The sequence below is a fragment of the Shinella sp. CPCC 101442 genome (assembly GCF_024704725.1).
Classification (GTDB): domain Bacteria; phylum Pseudomonadota; class Alphaproteobacteria; order Rhizobiales; family Rhizobiaceae; genus Shinella.
The window spans coordinates 1-18,498 of the sequence record NZ_JALIQS010000019.1; the positions used below are offsets into that span (position 1 = coordinate 1).

The 18,498-nt window shown below is 61.4% G+C and carries 17 protein-coding genes and 1 pseudogene; 14 read left to right on the plus strand and 4 right to left on the minus strand.

Going from position 1 to position 18,498, the window contains the following annotated elements:
• Window positions 1–161 precede the first annotated feature (161 nt).
• Together MUO32_RS28980 and MUO32_RS28985 are read right to left on the minus strand one after the other, a co-directional pair.
• A pseudogene (locus tag MUO32_RS28980) lies at window positions 162–1,092 on the minus strand (IS630 family transposase).
• Window positions 1,093–1,230: 138 nt separating this feature from the next.
• The gene (locus tag MUO32_RS28985; RefSeq protein ID WP_257951849.1) at window positions 1,231–1,911 is read right to left on the minus strand and encodes a GntR family transcriptional regulator; all 681 of its coding nucleotides are present in this window, start codon (window positions 1,909–1,911) and stop codon (window positions 1,231–1,233) included.
• 432 nt (window positions 1,912–2,343) lie between these two features.
• On the opposite strand from MUO32_RS28985, the gene MUO32_RS28990 reads away from it, so the two are divergent.
• From MUO32_RS28990 to MUO32_RS29040, 11 genes are all read left to right on the plus strand, one after another.
• A complete protein-coding gene (locus tag MUO32_RS28990; protein WP_257951850.1) occupies window positions 2,344–4,215 on the plus strand; it encodes a N,N-dimethylformamidase beta subunit family domain-containing protein in 1,872 nt (623 codons plus the stop codon).
• A complete protein-coding gene (locus tag MUO32_RS28995) occupies window positions 4,208–5,242 on the plus strand; it encodes an Ldh family oxidoreductase (protein ID WP_257951851.1) in 1,035 nt (344 codons plus the stop codon). The genes MUO32_RS28990 and MUO32_RS28995 overlap by 8 nt, the downstream gene beginning before the upstream one ends.
• Before the next feature lie 38 nt (window positions 5,243–5,280).
• Complete coding sequence (locus MUO32_RS29000) at window positions 5,281–5,709, plus strand: GNAT family N-acetyltransferase (protein WP_257951852.1); 429 nt, start codon at window positions 5,281–5,283, stop codon at window positions 5,707–5,709.
• Between the two features lie 29 nt (window positions 5,710–5,738).
• Window positions 5,739–6,905 carry an N-methyl-L-tryptophan oxidase gene (gene solA / locus MUO32_RS29005; RefSeq protein ID WP_257951853.1) on the plus strand — a complete coding sequence of 389 codons (1,167 nt, stop codon included), beginning with the start codon at window positions 5,739–5,741 and terminating at the stop codon, window positions 6,903–6,905.
• A gap of 114 nt (window positions 6,906–7,019) precedes the next feature.
• Window positions 7,020–8,027 carry a trans-3-hydroxy-L-proline dehydratase gene (lhpH, locus tag MUO32_RS29010; RefSeq protein ID WP_257951854.1) on the plus strand — a complete coding sequence of 336 codons (1,008 nt, stop codon included), beginning with the start codon at window positions 7,020–7,022 and terminating at the stop codon, window positions 8,025–8,027.
• A gap of 2 nt (window positions 8,028–8,029) precedes the next feature.
• Window positions 8,030–8,953, plus strand: coding sequence for a bifunctional Delta(1)-pyrroline-2-carboxylate/Delta(1)-piperideine-2-carboxylate reductase (gene lhpI / locus MUO32_RS29015; protein ID WP_257951855.1), 924 nt, complete (start codon window positions 8,030–8,032; stop codon window positions 8,951–8,953).
• A 126-nt stretch (window positions 8,954–9,079) separates the two neighbouring features.
• Window positions 9,080–9,901: a transporter substrate-binding domain-containing protein gene (locus MUO32_RS29020; protein ID WP_374708739.1), complete on the plus strand. Its 822-nt coding sequence runs from the start codon at window positions 9,080–9,082 to the stop codon at window positions 9,899–9,901.
• Between the two features lie 111 nt (window positions 9,902–10,012).
• A complete protein-coding gene (locus tag MUO32_RS29025) occupies window positions 10,013–10,675 on the plus strand; it encodes an amino acid ABC transporter permease (RefSeq protein ID WP_257951856.1) in 663 nt (220 codons plus the stop codon).
• A 9-nt stretch (window positions 10,676–10,684) separates the two neighbouring features.
• Window positions 10,685–11,338, plus strand: coding sequence for an amino acid ABC transporter permease (locus MUO32_RS29030; RefSeq protein ID WP_257951857.1), 654 nt, complete (start codon window positions 10,685–10,687; stop codon window positions 11,336–11,338).
• A complete protein-coding gene (locus tag MUO32_RS29035) occupies window positions 11,335–12,054 on the plus strand; it encodes an amino acid ABC transporter ATP-binding protein (RefSeq protein ID WP_257951858.1) in 720 nt (239 codons plus the stop codon). The genes MUO32_RS29030 and MUO32_RS29035 overlap by 4 nt, the downstream gene beginning before the upstream one ends.
• Before the next feature lie 22 nt (window positions 12,055–12,076).
• Complete coding sequence (locus MUO32_RS29040) at window positions 12,077–13,105, plus strand: proline racemase family protein (RefSeq protein ID WP_257951859.1); 1,029 nt, start codon at window positions 12,077–12,079, stop codon at window positions 13,103–13,105.
• A gap of 39 nt (window positions 13,106–13,144) precedes the next feature.
• Here MUO32_RS29040 and MUO32_RS29045 read toward each other — a convergent pair whose 3' ends face one another.
• A complete protein-coding gene (locus tag MUO32_RS29045) occupies window positions 13,145–14,080 on the minus strand; it encodes a LysR family transcriptional regulator (protein WP_257951860.1) in 936 nt (311 codons plus the stop codon).
• Between the two features lie 95 nt (window positions 14,081–14,175).
• Here MUO32_RS29045 and MUO32_RS29050 point away from each other — a divergent pair, with 95 nt between their 5' ends.
• Window positions 14,176–14,820 (plus strand): DUF2306 domain-containing protein, encoded by a 645-nt coding sequence (locus MUO32_RS29050; RefSeq protein ID WP_257951861.1) that lies wholly within the window; start codon window positions 14,176–14,178, stop codon window positions 14,818–14,820.
• A gap of 182 nt (window positions 14,821–15,002) precedes the next feature.
• Window positions 15,003–15,725 (plus strand): response regulator transcription factor, encoded by a 723-nt coding sequence (locus tag MUO32_RS29055; protein ID WP_257951862.1) that lies wholly within the window; start codon window positions 15,003–15,005, stop codon window positions 15,723–15,725.
• Between the two features lie 103 nt (window positions 15,726–15,828).
• On the opposite strand, the gene MUO32_RS29060 is transcribed toward MUO32_RS29055, so the two are convergent.
• Entirely contained in the window at window positions 15,829–16,674 is an 846-nt protein-coding gene (locus MUO32_RS29060; protein ID WP_257951863.1) for a MipA/OmpV family protein, read from the minus strand.
• 327 nt (window positions 16,675–17,001) lie between these two features.
• On the opposite strand from MUO32_RS29060, the gene MUO32_RS29065 reads away from it, so the two are divergent.
• The gene (locus MUO32_RS29065) at window positions 17,002–18,294 is read left to right on the plus strand and encodes an ATP-binding protein (protein WP_257951864.1); all 1,293 of its coding nucleotides are present in this window, start codon (window positions 17,002–17,004) and stop codon (window positions 18,292–18,294) included.
• The last annotated feature ends 204 nt before the right edge of the window (window positions 18,295–18,498 follow it).

Sequence of the window (18,498 nt, forward strand, 5' to 3'; positions counted from 1 at the left end):
CCCCTCGTGGGGCTTTCTTGCGTTTTAAGCCTTCAAACACCCCACATCCGATGGCCTATGCTCCCTATAACGAGGTTTGTCAGCGTGAGGCGAAAGCCTTCAGGCGACGCATCTCGTTGGGCAGCAGGCCCGCATACTTCTTGCGCTAGAGCACGTCCGTTTTAAACCGGTTCATATCCAGCAGCCTTGAAGTAGTTTGCACATTCAGCGGGCGTGAAGAGTTTGATGAGGGAACTTACGGCGTTCCAGAGGCCAGTGATGGTCCGCTCGGCCTTTGCCCGCATCACCGCCTTAAGCTTGGTGATGGCGTTCTCGATGGGATTGAAGTCTGGGCTGTAAGGCGGCAGGCAGAGCAGGGTTGCGCCAACTGCGTTGATCGCTTCGCGGACACCAGCGGCCTTGTGGGCGTGCAAGCTATCCATGATCACGACATCGCCAGCGGCGAGTGTGGGAACCAGCACCTGCTCGACATAGACGCGGAACACGTTGCCGTTCATTGCGCCGTCGTAGACGAAGGGCGCGGTCATGTCGGCCAGTTGGAGTGCGCCCCATGAAGGTAGCGATCTTTCAATGGCCGTGCGGCACACCAGCCCGGCAGCGCTTACCGCAGTGTGAACGGCCACGCAGGCGCGCCATCTTGGTCGACAGGCCGGTCTCATCGATGAAGACCAGCTGGGCCGGATCAAGGTCGAGTTGGCCGTCGAACTAGGCGCGGCGGCGTCTCAAGATGTCGGGGCGGTCCTGCTCCAGTGCATGGGCGGACTTTTTTTGAACGTCCACCCGTGCTCGCCAAGCCAGTCGCTCAAGGCGCTTCGGCCGATGCGCATCGAGACGTTCGACCATTTCGTTCAACGTGATGTCCGGGTGCTCCACGATCATCCCGACGATGAAGTCCGCGTATCCGTCAAGGCACGCGCCGCGCCATCGCCCTTGTGGCCGCGGCGTCAACTCGCCGATCTTTGCCCGTGCAATCCAGCGGATCGCGCTCGATACTCCGACCCCGAAACGCGCAGCCGCTTGACGGGCCGATGCGCCTTCGGACGCAGCCTTCAAGACACGCAACCGCAAATCCTCGCCCAACGCTCTGGCCATCGTCCACCCCCGGCAAAGCGGATGTTGAGGCAGAAACAGGCCTGTGCGTCACATCACAATGGATTCATTGTTCCACGGATTTGCTCGAGCGTGAAAAACTCCAATCAAAAACGATCCAGTTTTGGGGGAGCAGAGCAGCTACTTATACCCCCTGACTTTTGGCAGATTGCTCAGCAGAGATTCACATGCCTTGGTGATGTGGGTGACGAGCAGGTCTGTCGCAAGCGCAACATCTCGTTGCCGGCATGCGGCAAGGATCTGGCGGTGTTCCCGATCATCGACGCCGGTTCCGCCCGATAGTGTCAGCTGAATGCGAAGGTATCGTTCAATCCGGTCGTTCACCGATCGGATGAGGTTGAGCAGGAAGGGCTTGTCGGCGTCCTCGTAGAGGCAGGAGTGAAACTGCCAGTTCAACTCCGCCCATCGGGCAACGTCGGTTTCGCGGGCGAACTCATCGCAATAGCCTTCAGCGCGCTGGAATGTGCGCTCGGTCATTCGCGGAATCGACAGTTTCAGCGCGTTGGCTTCCAGCATGGTCCGCACTTCGAAGATTTCGGCGATCTCCGGTTCGGTGATGCTCGTTACGACAGCGCCACGGTTGCGTTGAAACTCGACAAGCCCTTCGGCTTCGAGACGCTTCAGCGCTTCGCGGACAGGAATTTTGCTGACGTCGAAGAGCTTGGCAATGTCGTCCTGGCGGATAGGCTCGCCCTCGTCCAGGACGCCAGTGACAATCGCTTCGCGAATGTATTTCGCGATGATATCCGAGGTCGGAGGCGTGTTGCCGAGCGACGGCAGGTTCTGGGCTTTCAGCGGCAACTTTCACTCCATGGTCGACCGGCGCCGTGGCATCGGTCGCTTCGAATACCGTAGCGTATATACGATCGACGCTTGCCTGTCTTGACTCGTAATCGTATACGATATTCTATATTGGAAAAGAAGGGAGCGCTGCGAGCGATGGACGGGCAAAAAATACCAGGAGTGATCGGCTACGTTGCGCCCCTCAGCGCTGCGCCCGGTGGCGTTCTGGAATTCAAAGTTTCGTCGCGAGGTAATCGACCGATTGCTGCGCGGGTAGTTCGTCTCATCTGCTGCGACCCGAACCCGGCAGGGCCTGGCGTCAAGGCCGAGGTCGTCGATTTCGGCCTGGCCGAAAGATATCCCGCTTCGGAGCAGCGGGCCCATCTCGGCTCCTGCGCGCTCGGCCAAATATCGGATCTGAGTGACTTTGCGTCGGCCAGGATTGGGCTGATGGTACAGCCGACCCTGTTCTCAGAGGCCGCACAAACGGTCTTCTCCTTGCAGAACGTCGAAGGAACCACTGGCGTGGCGATGATTGTTCGCGGCGGCATGCTGTTCCTCCAGCAACTGGAAACGGGTCGGGTATTCGATGTCGGCTTGGGCATAGCGCTCGGCCGATGGTCCCATCTCGATGTGACCTTCGAGCTTGACAGTTTCTCGGTGGTCGTCTCGGAAGGGGCGCCCCGAGGCGACGAAAGCAGGCAGGCCAGCTTTTCCGATGTGACGAGTGCGGCACTGGTGGGAGCTGATCACATCTGCTTTGCCGCTGTGTGGCGCGGGCACCCTGAGCAGACCTTCAACGGGGCTCTCGAAAATCCGGCAGTGAGGGCAAGACGCCCGGAATCGTCCGCATGGGACCTCATCGCGAGCTGGAACTTCGGCGGAGACGCGCGCGAGGCCTGGGCGGAGGACGAGACGGGACGCGGGCGGCGCCTTTCCCTGATCAACATGCCGATGCGCGCCGTCAAGTCATCGGGATGGTCCGGGCGTAACCAGGATTGGAAGCAGGCGCCGCAAGACTATGCCGCGATCCGTTTTCATTCCGACGACCTCAGCGACTGCGCCTGGGAAACAACGATCCGCATGGACGTGCCGGAGGGTATGCGCTCCGGTATCTACGGGCTTGAGATCGACAACGGCACGGGCAAGGACACGATCCCGTTCTATGTCACCCCGGGGGAGAGGACCAAGCGGCAGCGAATCGTCTTCCTGGCACCGACTTTCACCTACATGGCCTATGCGAATTTTGCGCGCGGCAACTTCGCCGGCGGCCTCGCCGAAAGGGTCGCGGCCTGGAACGCCTATCCGCACAATCCCGACGAGGTCGGCGCCTACGGATATTCCACTTACAGCCGCCATCCCGACGGAACCGGGGTCACCCTGTCATCGCGCCTGCGGCCCATCCTGACCATGCGCCCGAACTATCTCGTCTATTTCGATGCGAACGGATCGGGCATGCGGCATTTCCCGGCGGATTCGCACCTGACGGATTGGCTTGAGGAAAAGGGTTTCTCCTTTGACGTCATAACCGATGAAGATCTTGATCGGGATGGCCTTGCCGCCTTGTCACCCTATGACGTCGTGCTGACCGGCACGCACCCCGAATACCACACCCGACGCACCATGGAGGCGTTGATCGCCTATCGGGAAGCCGGCGGCAATCTCATGTATCTGGGGGGCAACGGCTTCTACTGGAAGATCGGCCGCAACGACGACATGCCCCATCTGATCGAGGTCAGGCGTGCCGAGGGCGGCATGCGGGTATGGGCGAGCCAGCCGGGCGAATACTACCACCAGCTCGATGGAGACTATGGCGGCCTCTGGCGTCGCAACGGAATTCCGCCCCAGGCCGTCGCCGGCGTCGGCTTTACTGCCGAGGGTGGGTTCGAGGGCTCGTATTATGTCCGCACCGCCGCCTCTTACGCGGAGGATATTGCCTTTCTCTTTGACGGTATATCGCCTGATGAGCGCATCGGTGACTTCGGATTGTCCGGTGGTGGGGCGGCGGGTTTCGAGATCGACCAGGCCGCGACCGATCTCGGCACGCCGGAATTTGCGACGGTCGTCGCCTTCTCCGAAGGTCACGGGCCTTCGTTCCACACGACGTTCGAGGAGCTTCTTCTGCCTGAAGTGTTCGACGGCGCGCCGCGGGCGCATGGCGGCATCAGCGCCAACATCGTCTACGGAAAGTCCGAAACGGGTGGAGGCCTCTTTGCGGTCGGCTCGATCACCTTTTGCGGGAGCCTGTCGCACAACAACTACGACAACAATGTCTCGCGGCTTCTCGAAAATTGCCTGAGGAGGTTTCTCGCTGATGGTTGAGAGAAACGAAACCCGAGACGCCCATCTTCGCTTTCACGAGCTGAAATCGCTTCTGAAGACGGTTTTCGTCAACAATGGCACAGCCGCGGAGACCGCCGAGATTCTCGCGGAAAACTGCGCCGGATGCGAAAGGGACGGTGCGCTCAGCCATGGCATCTTCCGCATGCCGGGCTATGTCGGTTCTCTCCGGTCGAGGTGGGTGGACGGCCTGGCGGTGCCCGATGCCGCGCGCCTTGGACCGTCCTTCATCCGCGTCGATGCGCGGAACGGTTTTGCCCAGCGTGCGCTTGTGGCCGCGGACCCGCTCGTCAGAAACGCTCTTCGCGAGACGGGTATCGCCGTTGCCGCGATCCGTAATTCCCACCACTTCAGTGCCTTGTGGCCGGATGTCGAACCTTTTGCGCTTTCGGGCTACATGGCCATCACGGCGGTGAACGGGCTTGCGAATGTGGTTCCCCATGGCGGCCGGCAGGCGGTCTATGGCACCAATCCCATTGCCTTTGCCGCGCCGGTGGAAGGTGCCCCGCCGCTGGTCGTCGATCAGGCCACCAGCGTCATGGCGAATGGCGAAGTCCGCCTGCAGGCTCTCGCCGGCAAGTCGGTGCCTGCAGGAACAGGTGTCGACTGCGACGGCAATGCCACGACGGATCCTCACGCAATCCTGGCAGGCGGGGCATTGAACACCTTCGGCGGCTACAAGGGGTCGTCGATCGCTCTGTTCGTCGAAATTCTCGCGAGCGCCGTCACAGGGGGGCAGTTCTCGTTCGAAACCGACTTTACCGGTTATCCCGGCGCGCAAACGCCGAAAGCGGGGCAGTTCCTCATCGTGATCGATCCGAACTGGGGCGGCTCTACCGGATTTGAAATGCGCCTTGCGCATCTGTGCACCCGGCTGATCGATGCCGGCCAGGATCGGCTCCCCGGCGTGCGGCGATTTGCAAACCGTGCGGCGGCCGAGCAGTCCGGCATCCCGATCGCACAGGGCGAACTCCAGCGGCTTCGAACGCTGGCGGGGGAAGCACCGTGAAACCCGAAACGGATCGGCTCAAACAGGAAGGCCATGACATGACGCTCGAGAGGGACAGACTTGAACTTCGACGGGACCTCACGCCCGAGCAGGTGGAGCAACTGGTCGACCTCTTTCAGCAGGAGTGGTGGACCAAAGGCCGGGAGAAACCGGATGTCGAACGATTGATGAAGAATGCCGGGCCGGTGTTCGCCTTCATCGATCCGCTGAACGGAGAGCTGGTCGCCTTCGCGCGCGCCATGACGGACGGCGTCTACAAGGCGATGATCTTCGACATCATCGTCAAGGAGACCTGGCGGAACACCGGGCTCGGCCGGCTGCTGATGGACACCGTCATGACGGATCCCGTGCTCGCGCGGGTCAAGCATCGCGAACTCTACTGCCTCGAAGAAATGCTGCCCTTCTACGAAAAGTGGGGGTTCACGGCGAACCTGCCCGGCCTTTTCTTCATGCGCCAGTCGTCCTGAGACACTGCAAGCGGGGTTTCGAGCTATCCATGGCCACCGTTCAAACCATTCTCGACGTCGACTATGCTGTTATCGGCCTTGGCGTCATGGGCGCTTCGACGCTGTATTTCCTGGCCCAGTCGGGTGGGACGGTCGTCGGTATCGACGCACACAGCCCCCCGCATGGCCTAGGCGCAAGCCATGGCGGCTACAAGGTGACGAGAGAAGCCGTAGCCGAAGGACCGGCCTATTTGCATTTTGTCCGGCGCTCGAATGCGCTGCTGCGTGACCTCGAACACCGCTACGGTGTCAGCCTGATGCAGCGGACGGGAACGTTGATCATCGGATCGGAGGCGACGGGCAGCGCCAACAGTTTCTTGCGCGATACCGTTGGGATTGCCGAGGCGAATGGCATTGTGCACGACGTCCTGCCGTCAAATGAATTGCGCAGACGCTATCCGCAGCTCATCGGAATAGCCGACGAGGAGGCGGGCTATCTCGAGCCTGATGCCGGCTTCATCCGTCCCGAGCCACTGCTTGATCTGCAGATCGCGCTTGCCGAGCAGGCGGGCGCCGAGATTCTGCGGAATACCGCCGTCAAACGGATCACGCCGGTCTCCGGCGGTGTCGAGATCGAGGCCGAGGGGGTGCTGATCCGCGCCCGGCAGGTCGTCGTCGCGGCAGGGCGGTGGATGGGCGAACTCCTTGGCGACCGGTTTGATAGCCTGCTGACTGTTAGTCGGCAAAGGACCTTTACGTTCAAGGTGCGCGATGCGGCTGCCTATCGAGCAGAGCGGTTCCCGACCTTGATGTGGTTCCGCGAAGGTGTCGGCGGCGATTGCGCGACGGTTTTCCCGCTCGAAGGACCGGGGGAGGGGCTCAAGTTCTTTGTTGCGGACACGGAGGTCGATGCCCGCATCGGCCAGTCGGGCGATCGGTTTTTCGAGCGGCACGTCGAGCCGTTCTTCTCCGGGATTTCCCGGGAATTGCTGGCGACGGAGGCCTGCTTCTACACGTCGACCTCCGATCACGGATTCCTGCTGGATTGGCATCCGGACATTCCGGGGCTGTTCCTCGTATCCGCCTGTTCGGGCCATGGGTTCAAACATGCATTGGGGATTGGCGAGACGGTATCGGCCGTGCTGACGGGTAAACCCGCCCCTGATCTCTCGGCATTTAGCCTGGAGCGATTTTTCGCCGGTCTGTCAGGCCACTGAACATATCATCGATGCAAGGCTGTAAACGGCCTTGACACATTTGGTAGATCGTATACGATATCTGAAATAGAAAAGTGAGCGACGACGAACCCGTCGTCGGTGAGAGGAAGAAACATGAAATTCGATCGCTTCCTGACCACGGTGGAGCTGCACACCTGCGGCGAGACTTTTCGCCTGGTCACCCAGGGCCTGCCCAAGATCCCCGGCAAAACGATTGTCGAGCGCATCACCTGGCTCGAACAGAACGCGGATCACTATCGCCGCGCCGTGCTGCTGGAGCCCCGCGGCCATAAGGATCTCTACGGCGGCTATCTCACCGAGCCGGTCCACCCCGAGGCCGATTTCGGCGTGATCTTCCTCAACAATATGGGCTACAGCCCCCATTGCGGTCACGGCGTCATCGCGCTTGCGACCGCCGCCGTGGAGCTCGGCTGGATCGAGCGGAAGGTGCCGGAGACGAAGATCGGCATCGATGCGCCCTGCGGCTTCATCGAAGCCTATGTCCAATGGGATGGCGAGCGCACCGGCGCGGTTCGTTTCGTCAATGTGCCGTCGTTCATCTTCAGCCGCGACGTGACCGTTCAGACGCCGAGCTTCGGCGAGGTCACCGGCGATGTCGCCTATGGCGGTGCGACCTATTTCTACGTCGATGGCCGCAAGCACGGCGTCCAAATTCGCGAATTCGATGCGCAGCGCGTCATGCAGCTCGGATACGAGATCAAGGCGGCGGTGAACGCCCAGAGGCCGTTCGTGCATCCGGAAATCCCGGAATTCAACAATGTCTACGGTGTGATGGTCTATGGCGATCCCCGTCATGCGGGCTCCACCCAGGCCAATTGCTGCGTCTATGCCGACCGAGCCGTCGACCGCTCGCCGACCGGCTCGGGTACTGCAGGCCGCGTTGCCCAGCTTTATCTTCGCGGCGAGATGACCGCTGCCGATACGCTAATCAATGAATCGATCATCGGCACGATCTTCAAGGGACGCGTGCTTTTCGAAACCAAGGTCGGCGACTTCGACGCCGTCGTCCCGGAAGTGGAAGGCAGCGCCTACATTTGCGGCTTTGCCAACTGGGTGATCGACGAAGCCGATCCGCTCAAATACGGCTTTCTGGTGAGCTGACGATGGTCCAGCACTTCGATGCAACGCTCACCGAGACCCTGCTGCCCTTCGATCTGTTGGTCGGAGAGCTGGAAAGAACCGTGGCCGCGTATGCCGACGGAAAGATCGTCAGCCCGGAGCGGCTGGTCATTCCTCTGGCGGCAGGCGGTGTCATGCTTTCCATGCCCGCGAGCGCCGAGGACATTGCGAGCCACAAGCTCGTCAATGTCTGCCCGTCGAACGTTTCGCGCAATCTTGCGACGATCAATGGTGAGGTCGTTGCCTACGATGCCGTTACCGGCGTTTCCCTCTTCGCCCTCGACGGTCCGACCGTCACCGGGCGGCGAACGGCGGCGGTGACGCTGCTGGCTATCAGCCGGCTTCGGAAAACGCCGCCGAAGACCATCGCGATTATCGGAACAGGGAAGCAGGCGTCCACACATGCACAGGCGTTTGCCTCCTTCTTTCCCGGCGTGGACCTGGTCGTTGCTGGGATTTCCCGAGAAGAAGAGGAGCAGTTTTGTGCAAAGCATGCCGCCTGCGCCGTCAGGCCCTTTGCGGATCGTGACTGGTCTCGCGTTGACGTCGTGGTGACGCTGACCACCAGCAAGACGCCCGTCTATGCGGAAGCCGCAACACGGGATCGGCTTGTCGTGGGAGTAGGGGCCTTTACGCCGGATGCAGCCGAGGTTGCAAGGGAAACGGTGCTGGCCAGCACTCTGATCGTCGATGATCCCGCCGGCGCACGGCACGAGGCGGGCGATCTCATCCAGGCCGGCATCGATTGGTCCGGTGTGATTTCCCTGTCGGACGTTGTGAAGGGAACGGCAAATGTCGCAGGCCCGATCTTCTTCAAGAGCGTCGGCTGTGCAGCGTGGGACCTCGCGGCATGCCGCGTGGCGCGCTTGATGATCGCTGCGGACACCTCGGGTCAGCCGCCGCGGTGAGTTGAGAAGACCATCGGATTCGTTTCATGGCATCTCTACCCTCCATCTCGGCAGGGAATAGTGGCATCCTGAAGCGTATACGATAGTCGATATTCGAAATAATCCATAACAAGAGAGGAACTGCAAATGAAGAAAATGATCCCGCTTATGGCGCTCGCCGCAGTGGCAATGTGCGGCTCGGCTGCCCAGGCAGACCAGCTTGACGACATCATCAGTGCCGGCAAGCTTCGCTGCGCCGTGCAGCTCGACTTCCCGCCGAATGGCTCGCGCGATGCGAACAACAACCCGATCGGTTTCGACGTCGACTACTGCAACGACCTCGGCGCGGCGCTTGGCGTCGAAGTCGAAATCGTCGACACGCCGGAAAATGACCGCATCCCGGCGATCCTGTCGGGCCGGGCCGACGTTGCTGTCGCCGTCGCCTCCGACACGCTGGAGCGAGCGAAGACCGTAGGCTTCTCGATCCCCTACTTCGTGTTCGAGACGATCGTGCTGGCACGCGAGGATTCGGGCATCAAGGCGCCTGACGACATCAAGGGCCATACGGTCGGCGGCCCGGCCGGCGCCTATGAAACGCTTGCGCTCGCCAAGGAAATCGAGAAGAAGAACGACCCCGCGTCGAAGATGCTGACGTTCCAGACCCAGTCGGACACGTTTCTGGCGCTTGGCCAGAAGCGCATCGACGCGACCTACACCACATCGACGATCGCCGCGGCGATCATCGAATCCGGCAAATATCCGGGCCTCAAGGTTGTCGGCCCCGCGCCGGTCGACGCCGACTTCTGCGCCCTGATCGTCAAGCGCCAGGAGCAGGGTTGGCTCAACTACGTCAACCTCTTCCTGAACCGCCAGGTGCGCTCGGGCCGCTATGCAGAACTCTACAAGAAGTGGATCGGCGAGGATGTCGGCGCGGCACCCGACCTCACTGTTCCCGGCGTCTACCGCTAACCAGCATCCGTCTCATCGCAAGAAGGCACCCGGTCGCAATCGATCGGGCGCCACCTTGGGCGCGCATATGCGTCCGCGGCAGCCGAGCGCTGACAGAGAATGAGGTCGCAAATGGACTATGAATTTCAGTGGAGGCCGGTTCTGCGCTCGCTTCCCGAGATGCTGTGGGGCGCTCTGCAAACGATCGAGATCGCGGGCCTCGCCATGATGCTCGGAACGGTCCTCGCCATCTTCCTGGCTCTCGCCAAACGATCCGGCAAAAAGTACCTGTCCTTGCCGGCCGACATGTGGATCGAGACGGCGAGAAACACACCCGCGCTCTTCCAGATCTATATGCTCTATTTCGGCCTGGGCTCGCTCGGCCTGCAGGTGGGATCCTATACCGCGCTGTTGCTCGGTATCACGTTCAACAATGCCGGCTATCTCGCCGAGACGTTCCGTGGCGGCTTCGCAGCCGTTCCGGAGACGCAGACGCGGGCGGCGCGCTCCCTTGGCCTGGGGGCGGTGCAGACCCAGTGGCACATCGTGATCCCGCAAATGCTGCGCGCGGTTTTCCACGCCATGACCAACCAGATGGTGTGGTCCGTCCTGATGAGCTCGCTCGGGGTCATTGTCGGCCTGACCACGGACCTGACGGGTGTCACCCAGGAACTCAACGTCGTGACCTACAGGACCTTCGAGTACTTCTTCGTCGCGGCCTGCCTCTACTACCTCATTTCCAAGGCTTTCACGCTATCGGCGCGCGTCGTGGCCTGGCGCCTGTTCCGCTACTAGGAGGTCGCGATGTATTTCGGTGGATCATTTTCGTGGGGCGACTTCCTGTTCCTTCTGTCGGGAGCCGTGACCACGCTTTCAATCACCCTTGTCGCCGTCATCATCGGCACGGTCCTCGGCGTCCTGTTCGGCCTGATCCGGGCCGGCGCGCCCTGGTGGATCGGCAACACGCTCGGCGCCGTTCTCGATGTCTTCCGGTCCGTGCCGCTCCTCATTCAGCTCGTGCTGTTCAATTCGTTCAACAGCATGCTCAAGCTGAACTGGCCGACCTTCACCGTCGGCTGCATCTGCCTGGGGATTTACGCCTCCGCCTTCTGCACCGAGATCGTCCGAAGCGGTGTCGGCGCGGTCCCCCAGACGACACGCCGCGCCGCCCGCTCTCTCGGCCTCACCTGGCGGCAGGAATTAACGTCGATCACCCTGCCGATCGCCACCCGGATCGTCTTTCCGAGCTGGATCGGGCTGACGCTCGGCGTGATGAAAGACACGGCGCTCGTCCTGTGGATCGGCATCGTCGAACTCCTGCGCAGCTCGCAGATCGTCACGTCGCGGGTTCAGGAGCCGCTGCTGATCCTCGGCATCACGGGGCTGATCTACTTCGTGATGAGCTTTCCAATCGCGAGACTCGGCAATCAACTTGAAAAGAAGTGGGGCACGCAATGATCGCCATCGAAAACGTTCACAAGCAATTCGGCACGCTGCATGTGCTGAAAGGCGTCGATCTGTCGGTGCAGAAGGGCGAGGTCCTGTCGATGATCGGCGGGTCGGGGTCCGGTAAATCGACGATGCTGATGTGCATCAACGGCCTTGAGGGCATTCAGCAGGGCCGCATCACGGTCGATGGCGTGGAGGTTCACGCCAAGGCCACCGACCTCAACAAGCTGCGCCGCCGCATCGGCATCGTGTTCCAGCAATGGAATGCCTTTCCGCATCTCACGGTGCTGGAGAATGTCACCCTTGCCCCGAGAAAAGTTCTCGGCAAATCCAGGGAGGAGGCGGAGGCGATCGCGATCGAGCAACTGTCTCACGTCGGGTTGAAGGAGAAGCTTGCCGTGTTTCCGTCCCGGCTTTCCGGCGGCCAGCAGCAACGCATGGCGATTGCCAGAGCGCTTGCGATGTCGCCCGACTACATGCTGTTCGACGAGGTCACCTCGGCGCTCGATCCTCAGCTCGTCGGCGAAGTGCTCGATACGATGCGTATGCTGTCGAAGGAGGGCATGACGATGATCGTCGTCACCCACGAAATGCGTTTCGCGCGCGAAGTGTCGGATCGTGTCGCCTTTTTCCGCGAGGGACGCATTCATGAGATCGGCTCGCCGGAGCAGATCTTCGAAAACCCCCAGAAGCCGGAAACCGCGGCTTTCCTGAAGTCCATTTGACAGCAATCAAGGAACCTGAACAGTGCGCTCATCCAAGATCGTCCATGTCGTCAGCTGCCATGCCGAAGGCGAAGTCGGTGACGTCATCGTCGGCGGTGTCGCGCCGCCTCCCGGTGCAACGATCTGGGACCAGGCGCGCTGGATCGCGGAAGACGAAACCCTCCGAAACTTCGTCCTCAACGAGCCGCGCGGCGGTGTCTTCCGCCACGTCAACCTGCTGGTGCCGCCGAAGGACCCGAAAGCACAGATGGGCTGGATCATCATGGAGCCCGCCGATACACCGCCCATGTCAGGCTCGAATTCGATGTGCGTGGCGACAGTCCTGCTCGACACCGGCATCATCCCCATGCAGGAGCCTGTCACGCGCCTGACGCTCGAAGCACCGGGCGGCCTGATCGATGTCGAGGCGGAATGCCGAAACGGCAAGGCCGAGCGCATCCGCGTGCGCAACGTGCCCTCCTTCGCCGACAAGCTTGACGTGATGCTCGAGGTAGAGGGGATCGGCACGATCACGGTCGATACCGCCTATGGCGGCGACAGCTTCGTCATCGTCGATGCCGCGTCGCTCGGTCTGAGCCTCCACCCTGACCAAGCACGCGACATTGCGCGCATGGGCGTGAAGATCACGGAGGCCGCCAACGAACAGATCGGCTTCAAGCATCCGACAAATGGCTGGAGCGGGATCTCCTTTTGCCAGATGACCGATCCGGTGTTCATGAAGGACGGCGTCCTGCACGGCAGGAACGCCGTCTCGATCCGCCCCGGCAAGGTCGACCGTTCGCCCTGCGGCACAGGCTGCTCCGCCCGCATGGCCGTTCTCCACGCCAAGGGACTGATGAAGGCCGGCGACAGGTTCGTCGGCATTTCGCTGCTCGACAGCGAGTTTAATTGCAGCATCGACGAGACGCTGGAGATCAACGGTTTGCCGGCAATCCGGCCGACCCTTTCGGGCCGCGCCTGGATCGTCGGAACGAAACAGTTGATGGTCGATCCCGCCGATCCGTTCCAGGGCGGCTACCGGGTTTCCGATACCTGGCCCATGGACGGCTGATATCTTTGTAAAACGGCTGCCAGGGGCCGCAACCCGCCGTCAACCCGCAGCGTCTTCGCTGCGGTTGCCGGAAGATCGTTGCTCGTTGCGATCCGAATATGTGGACAGCCCCGCGACAAGGGCGTCGAACACGGCGCGGATGCGTGGCAGATCGCGCATGTCCTCGTGTGTGACGACCCAGGTGCCGAGCTGGGCGATAACGATGCCGGGCAAGACACGCCGAAGGCTGGGATCCCGCAAGGCGGACGGAACCTGCATGACCCCGATGCCGACGCTCGCCCGAACAGCCGCAGCGACCGCCGTGTGACTGTCGGTTCGAAGGACAAAGCTCGTATGGGTGACTGCAGGGCGAAGCGCTTCCGCCAATGCGAGCTCGCGCAAATTGCGATCCGGTCCGATCAGGTCGTGCCCGGCCAGATCGTCCACGCATTCCGGCACGCCGCGCGCAGCGAGATACTGCGTCGAGGCGAAGAAGCCGAGCGTCACCGGCGGCAGTTTCTGTGCGACCAGAACGGTTTGAACCGGCGGTGTGTTGCGTATCGCGACATCCACTTCACGCGACAACAGGTCGGCCACCCGATCGCTTGCAACCAGCTCGATGCGGATGCCGGGATGGGATCGGCGCAACCGGGCGAGGATTGGCGGCACGACCTCGACGGCCATGAAGTCCGACACGCTGAGCCGGACGATGCCGGACGGCGCATCGGATGGTGCGGCGGCCTGGCGTACGAACAGGTCGGAGGCGGCGGCCATGGTGCGCACGGTCGCGGCCATATCGAGCGCGTGGTCGGTCGGGTGGAGGCCGTTGACGGAGCGGGTGAACAGCGTCGTCCCCAGCGCCTCCTCCAGCGCGGCGATCCGGGCGCGGACCGTGGGATGCGACAGGCCGAGCGCACGGGCGGCCCCGGCAAAACTGCCGGTTTCGAGTGCGGCAAGAAATATCCGCTGATCGTCCCATGATACTGCCCTGCTCATAAATTTCTTTCTAGCAAGTGCCGGCGTTCTTGCAATTCAGTTTACAGCGCTGCGGCTTTATTTTGTGCTCATCCTCGCAAGAAAAGTGATCGAACATGAGCATCGCCACTGACAGCCTGCCCCGCAAGACAGCATGGGCTCTCTTTATCGTTTCGGCAGCGGGTATCGCCCTCTATTCCGCGCCGCCATATCTGACGCTCGACCCGGACTGGAGCAAAATCCCGCTCAACGGCGCTTACGTCTCCCATCTGCTCTGGGTTTCGGTGCATGGTGTTCCCGGAGCTGTGGCTCTCTTGATCGGCCCGTTCCAGTTCATCGCCGGATTTCGCAGCCGTTTCCCCAAATGGCATCGCTATATGGGCAGGATCTATGCGATGTGCATTGTGATCGGAAGCGTCGCGGGCTTCGTATCCGCGCTGATGTCCACATCCGGCATCCCGGCACAGATCGGCTTCATTCTTCTGGCCATGGCCTGGCTGTTCACGATGTGGAAGGGCTATCAGGCGGCAAGGACACGGCGTTTTGCGGATCACCGCCTCTGGATGATCCGGAACTATGCCCTGACCTTCGCGGCGGTCCTTCTGCGGGTGTTCCTCGGCCTTGGCAGTGTCGCGATGGCAATCTGGCCGCAGGTTACGTTCAGCGACATCTACCTCGCCAGCATCTGGGGTTCGATCCTGGTCTGTGCCGTTCTTGCCGAATGGCTGTTCGTCAGCCCGAGCCCAAGGGGCCGAGGTTGATCTTTCCATTGTTGCCCAGGCTAAAAACGGCGGCGCAGACGCGGCATGGCAAACGGTCACGAGGAATGGCCGTTTTCCATGCCGCTTTCGTGCGCCGGGAAAGCCCGCGGATGCACCGCCGGCCCGCAAGCTTCTGAACGCGTGCTGGCCAGACACAAGAGAACGTCACAAGGAAGCAGGCAGTGCAAACATACCCGGCAAACCCGAGGATCCTGATCGTTGAGGACGATCGCGAAATCAGCAGGCTTTTGGCGCAGATCGTCCAGGAGAGTGGCATGATGCCGACAGTTGCCGAGGACGGCCAGGCCATGCAAATCCTGATGCACAATACGGATTTCGATCTGATCGTGTTGGACGTGATGCTGCCGGGCGAAAGTGGCTTGAGCATCTGCCGACGGATACGGTCGGAGAAAACCACGCCGATCATCCTGTTGACCGCGCTCGGAGAAGAGGTTGACCGGGTTGTCGGGCTGGAGGTCGGCGCGGATGACTACATCACCAAGCCGTTCAGCCCCCGAGAAATGATTGCCCGTATCCGGAGCCTGCTGCGGCGGGCTTCCTATGGCCTGGCGAACGGCCCGACCCAGCAGAGATTGCGTTTCGATGGCTGGCTGATCGATCCATTGCGCCGGCAACTGCATGACCCGAGCCATGCCCGGGTGGCCCTGACCACCACGGAGTTCGATCTGCTTCTGGGCTTTTGCCGCAACCCCGGGCGGGTGATGACGCGTGAGGAGCTTCTGTGTCTCACGTATACCGGTCTTGCCGGCCCGATCGAACGCAGTGTCGACGTCCACATCAGCCGTCTGCGCCAGAAGATCGAGGCGGATTCGAAGACACCGGTTCTTCTGCAAACTGTCAGGCTCGGCGGCTACATGTTTACGGCCAAGGTCGAGCAGGCCTAGCGGGATGCCTCATCTGAGGATAGCACATGGTGCAAGGAGGCCGGGCGAAACCCGGCCTCCGCACCCCCGGATGGCATGTCACCGGCTCGGCAATGGTGAGCCTCTAGAACTTGTAGCCGACAAAGAGCGACACGGAGGGCTGCATCTTCTTCTCGACGATAGGACTGTCTGCCGCATCGCCGGTGAGAACGCCAAGCCCGGCTTCGCCGCGGACCAGCCAGTTTTCCGACAGCAGGTATCTGCCCGATGCCGAGACGTTGACACGCTTGATGCCGGCCTTGGCCTTGTATTCAGGCAATCCGGAGGCGGCAGACTGGGCGCCGGAGACACCGAAATATGCCTTCATGTGCTTGTCGTTGGCAGCGATTGCCTCCGCACCCACGCCCAGAATAAGGCGCTCCGTCACGGGTGCAGAGTATTCCACCCCAAGCGTACCGATCAGGCTCTCGCTCCCTTTGATGGTCTGTTCAGCGGCTGCATAGAATTCAAGCCCGTTCCACGTATAGGCTGCGCGGGCGCCGACCGTCGCAGCGAAATCGATGTCTCCAAGCCCCTTGAGGCGCTTGTGGTCGTCCTCATCGCGGCCGATTTCATATCCGACCTTGCCGGACAGGGAAAAGCCGTTGCGCTCAAAGGCTTTCAGGGTGACGCCGGTCGGGTCGATTTCGAGCCATTCGCCGTAGGTGAACAGGACGAGCGGAATGGGGGTGGCCTTGAAGTCGCGGCTGCCTTCATATTCCGGACTGTAGACTGCTCCTGCGCCGACGATCAGCGACCAGTCCGGCTTGGCCGGTTCGTTTGTGAAACGTTCCTCATCGAACTGCGGTTCGGGAATTTGGTCGGTCGAACCTGCATCGGCGCCAAGGGCGGTGGAGGTCGTGCCTGTGAGCGCGAGGGCCAGGTAGAGTACGCCTGGAAGGCGTTTGTCGGTCCGAGAGAAAATGAACATGGAAACTCCAGTGATTTGACACGGGCGCCGGCATTCAGGCCAGGGCCATGTAGCAACCTTCGTCTCACGGAGCGGCAGGGTGGTGGATGTCGTTGTGTTGCGTTTTGTTGCGGGGAGGCCAGGCGTGCGGACCTGAGGAGTCGCGCCATCTGATGACGTGCCGGCGGACACAAAACTTAATCTCGGTATGGCTTGCCAGGCCCTGTTCTCTTCGGCGCGGATCGGATGAAGTGGCGCCATCGCTCATTGAGGTGCGATGGGCAGGGAACGTGGGAAAACGCTTTGAGATTTCGACCACATTTGCCGCAATGGACCCTCCACGGCCAGATGACGGCCGTCATTTTCGCCTGCCTCGTCATCGTGATCGTTGCGGGATCGATGATCGGGCGCTGGGTGCGCAAGGATGAGGCCGCGCCTGACCTTGAGGTCCTGTCCAATCGGGTTTCCGTGATCGCTTCCATGCTGGCTTCGGCGGCACCATCGGAGCGCGATATCATCCTCGATGTCGCCAACCGCGGAGACTGGACGTTCTCGCTGCGGCCGGCCGCGTTCTCGCAGCGGTTCACGACAACCTCGCCGACCGAGCCGCTCGGCCATCGCCTTGTCGATTGGTTTCTGCCGCCCGACAACGGAACCGTTCCCCTTGGTGGATGGCGGACCTTTGTCGATGGCGAACGCGTGCTCGCCGCCACAGTCGATGACAAGCAGCTCGTCGTTCTGGAACAAGTGCCGGAGCGTTTCCTGCGCGGCGATGTGTTGAGTTTCGGGTCGAATTTTCTTGTAGCGCTTGTCTCGCTGATGACGCTGTTTTCCATTTTCGCGGTCCGGGCCATCACCCAGCCGCTCCGCCGGATTGCCGCAGCAGCGGCCAGGACAGATATTTCACTCGCGTCCGCTCCCTTCGAAGAGCGCGGCAGTGTCGAGATCGTGGCTTTGGCTCGGGCGCTCAATGGGATGCAAAGGCGCATTTCGATGATGGCCGATGCGCGTACACGCATGCTGCGTGGCATCAGCCATGATCTGCGAACGCCGCTGACGAGGCTGCGTCTCCGCGCGGACCGGATTGCGGAGGCAGATATGCGCGCGGCCTTCCTAGCGGACATCGAGCGTATCGATCGTCTCCTTACGGAAAGCTTGAGCTATCTGCGGGATCAGTCCCAAAGCGAGAACAGTGAACGTGCCGATCTTGCGTCCGTTCTGAAGACCGTCTGCCATGAATTTGCCGATAGTGGTCACGACGTCCGCTATCGCGGGCCAGCCCGTCTGGTTGCGAATTTCAGGCCGCTTGCCTTGACCCGCGCATTGACCAACCTTTGCGAGAATGCGGTAAAGTTCGGGACGCGCGTCGACGTAACTCTCGATCCGGTCGATGACATGGCAGTCGTTACCGTTGCCGATAACGGACCTGGAATTCCTGCCGGGCAGCGCAAACAAGTCCTGGAGCCGTTTTACAAGGTGGATGTATCGCGAGGCACGGCGGATGTTGGGTTCGGCCTTGGCTTGTCCATCGTACTGGAGGTCATACAGGCGCATGGCGGCGATCTGGAGTTGCTTGACAATGAGCCGAGAGGGTTGATTGCGAGGTTTACGGTTCCCCTGGAGCAAAACAGAGGCTGCTGAGCGAAAATCGCGGAGGCGTGGATTTGTTCGGACACGTTGACGCTGCTGTCGCATAATCCCCACATGCAACAAGGCCCCCAGATGCCTCCGGGGGCTTTGCCGATTTCTGTTTCTTGTGATCACTTCAGGCCGTTCGCTGCATCCTCGATGATCTTTGCGACGGCGTTGGGCTGTGAGACATAGACGGCATGGGAGCCGGCCTGG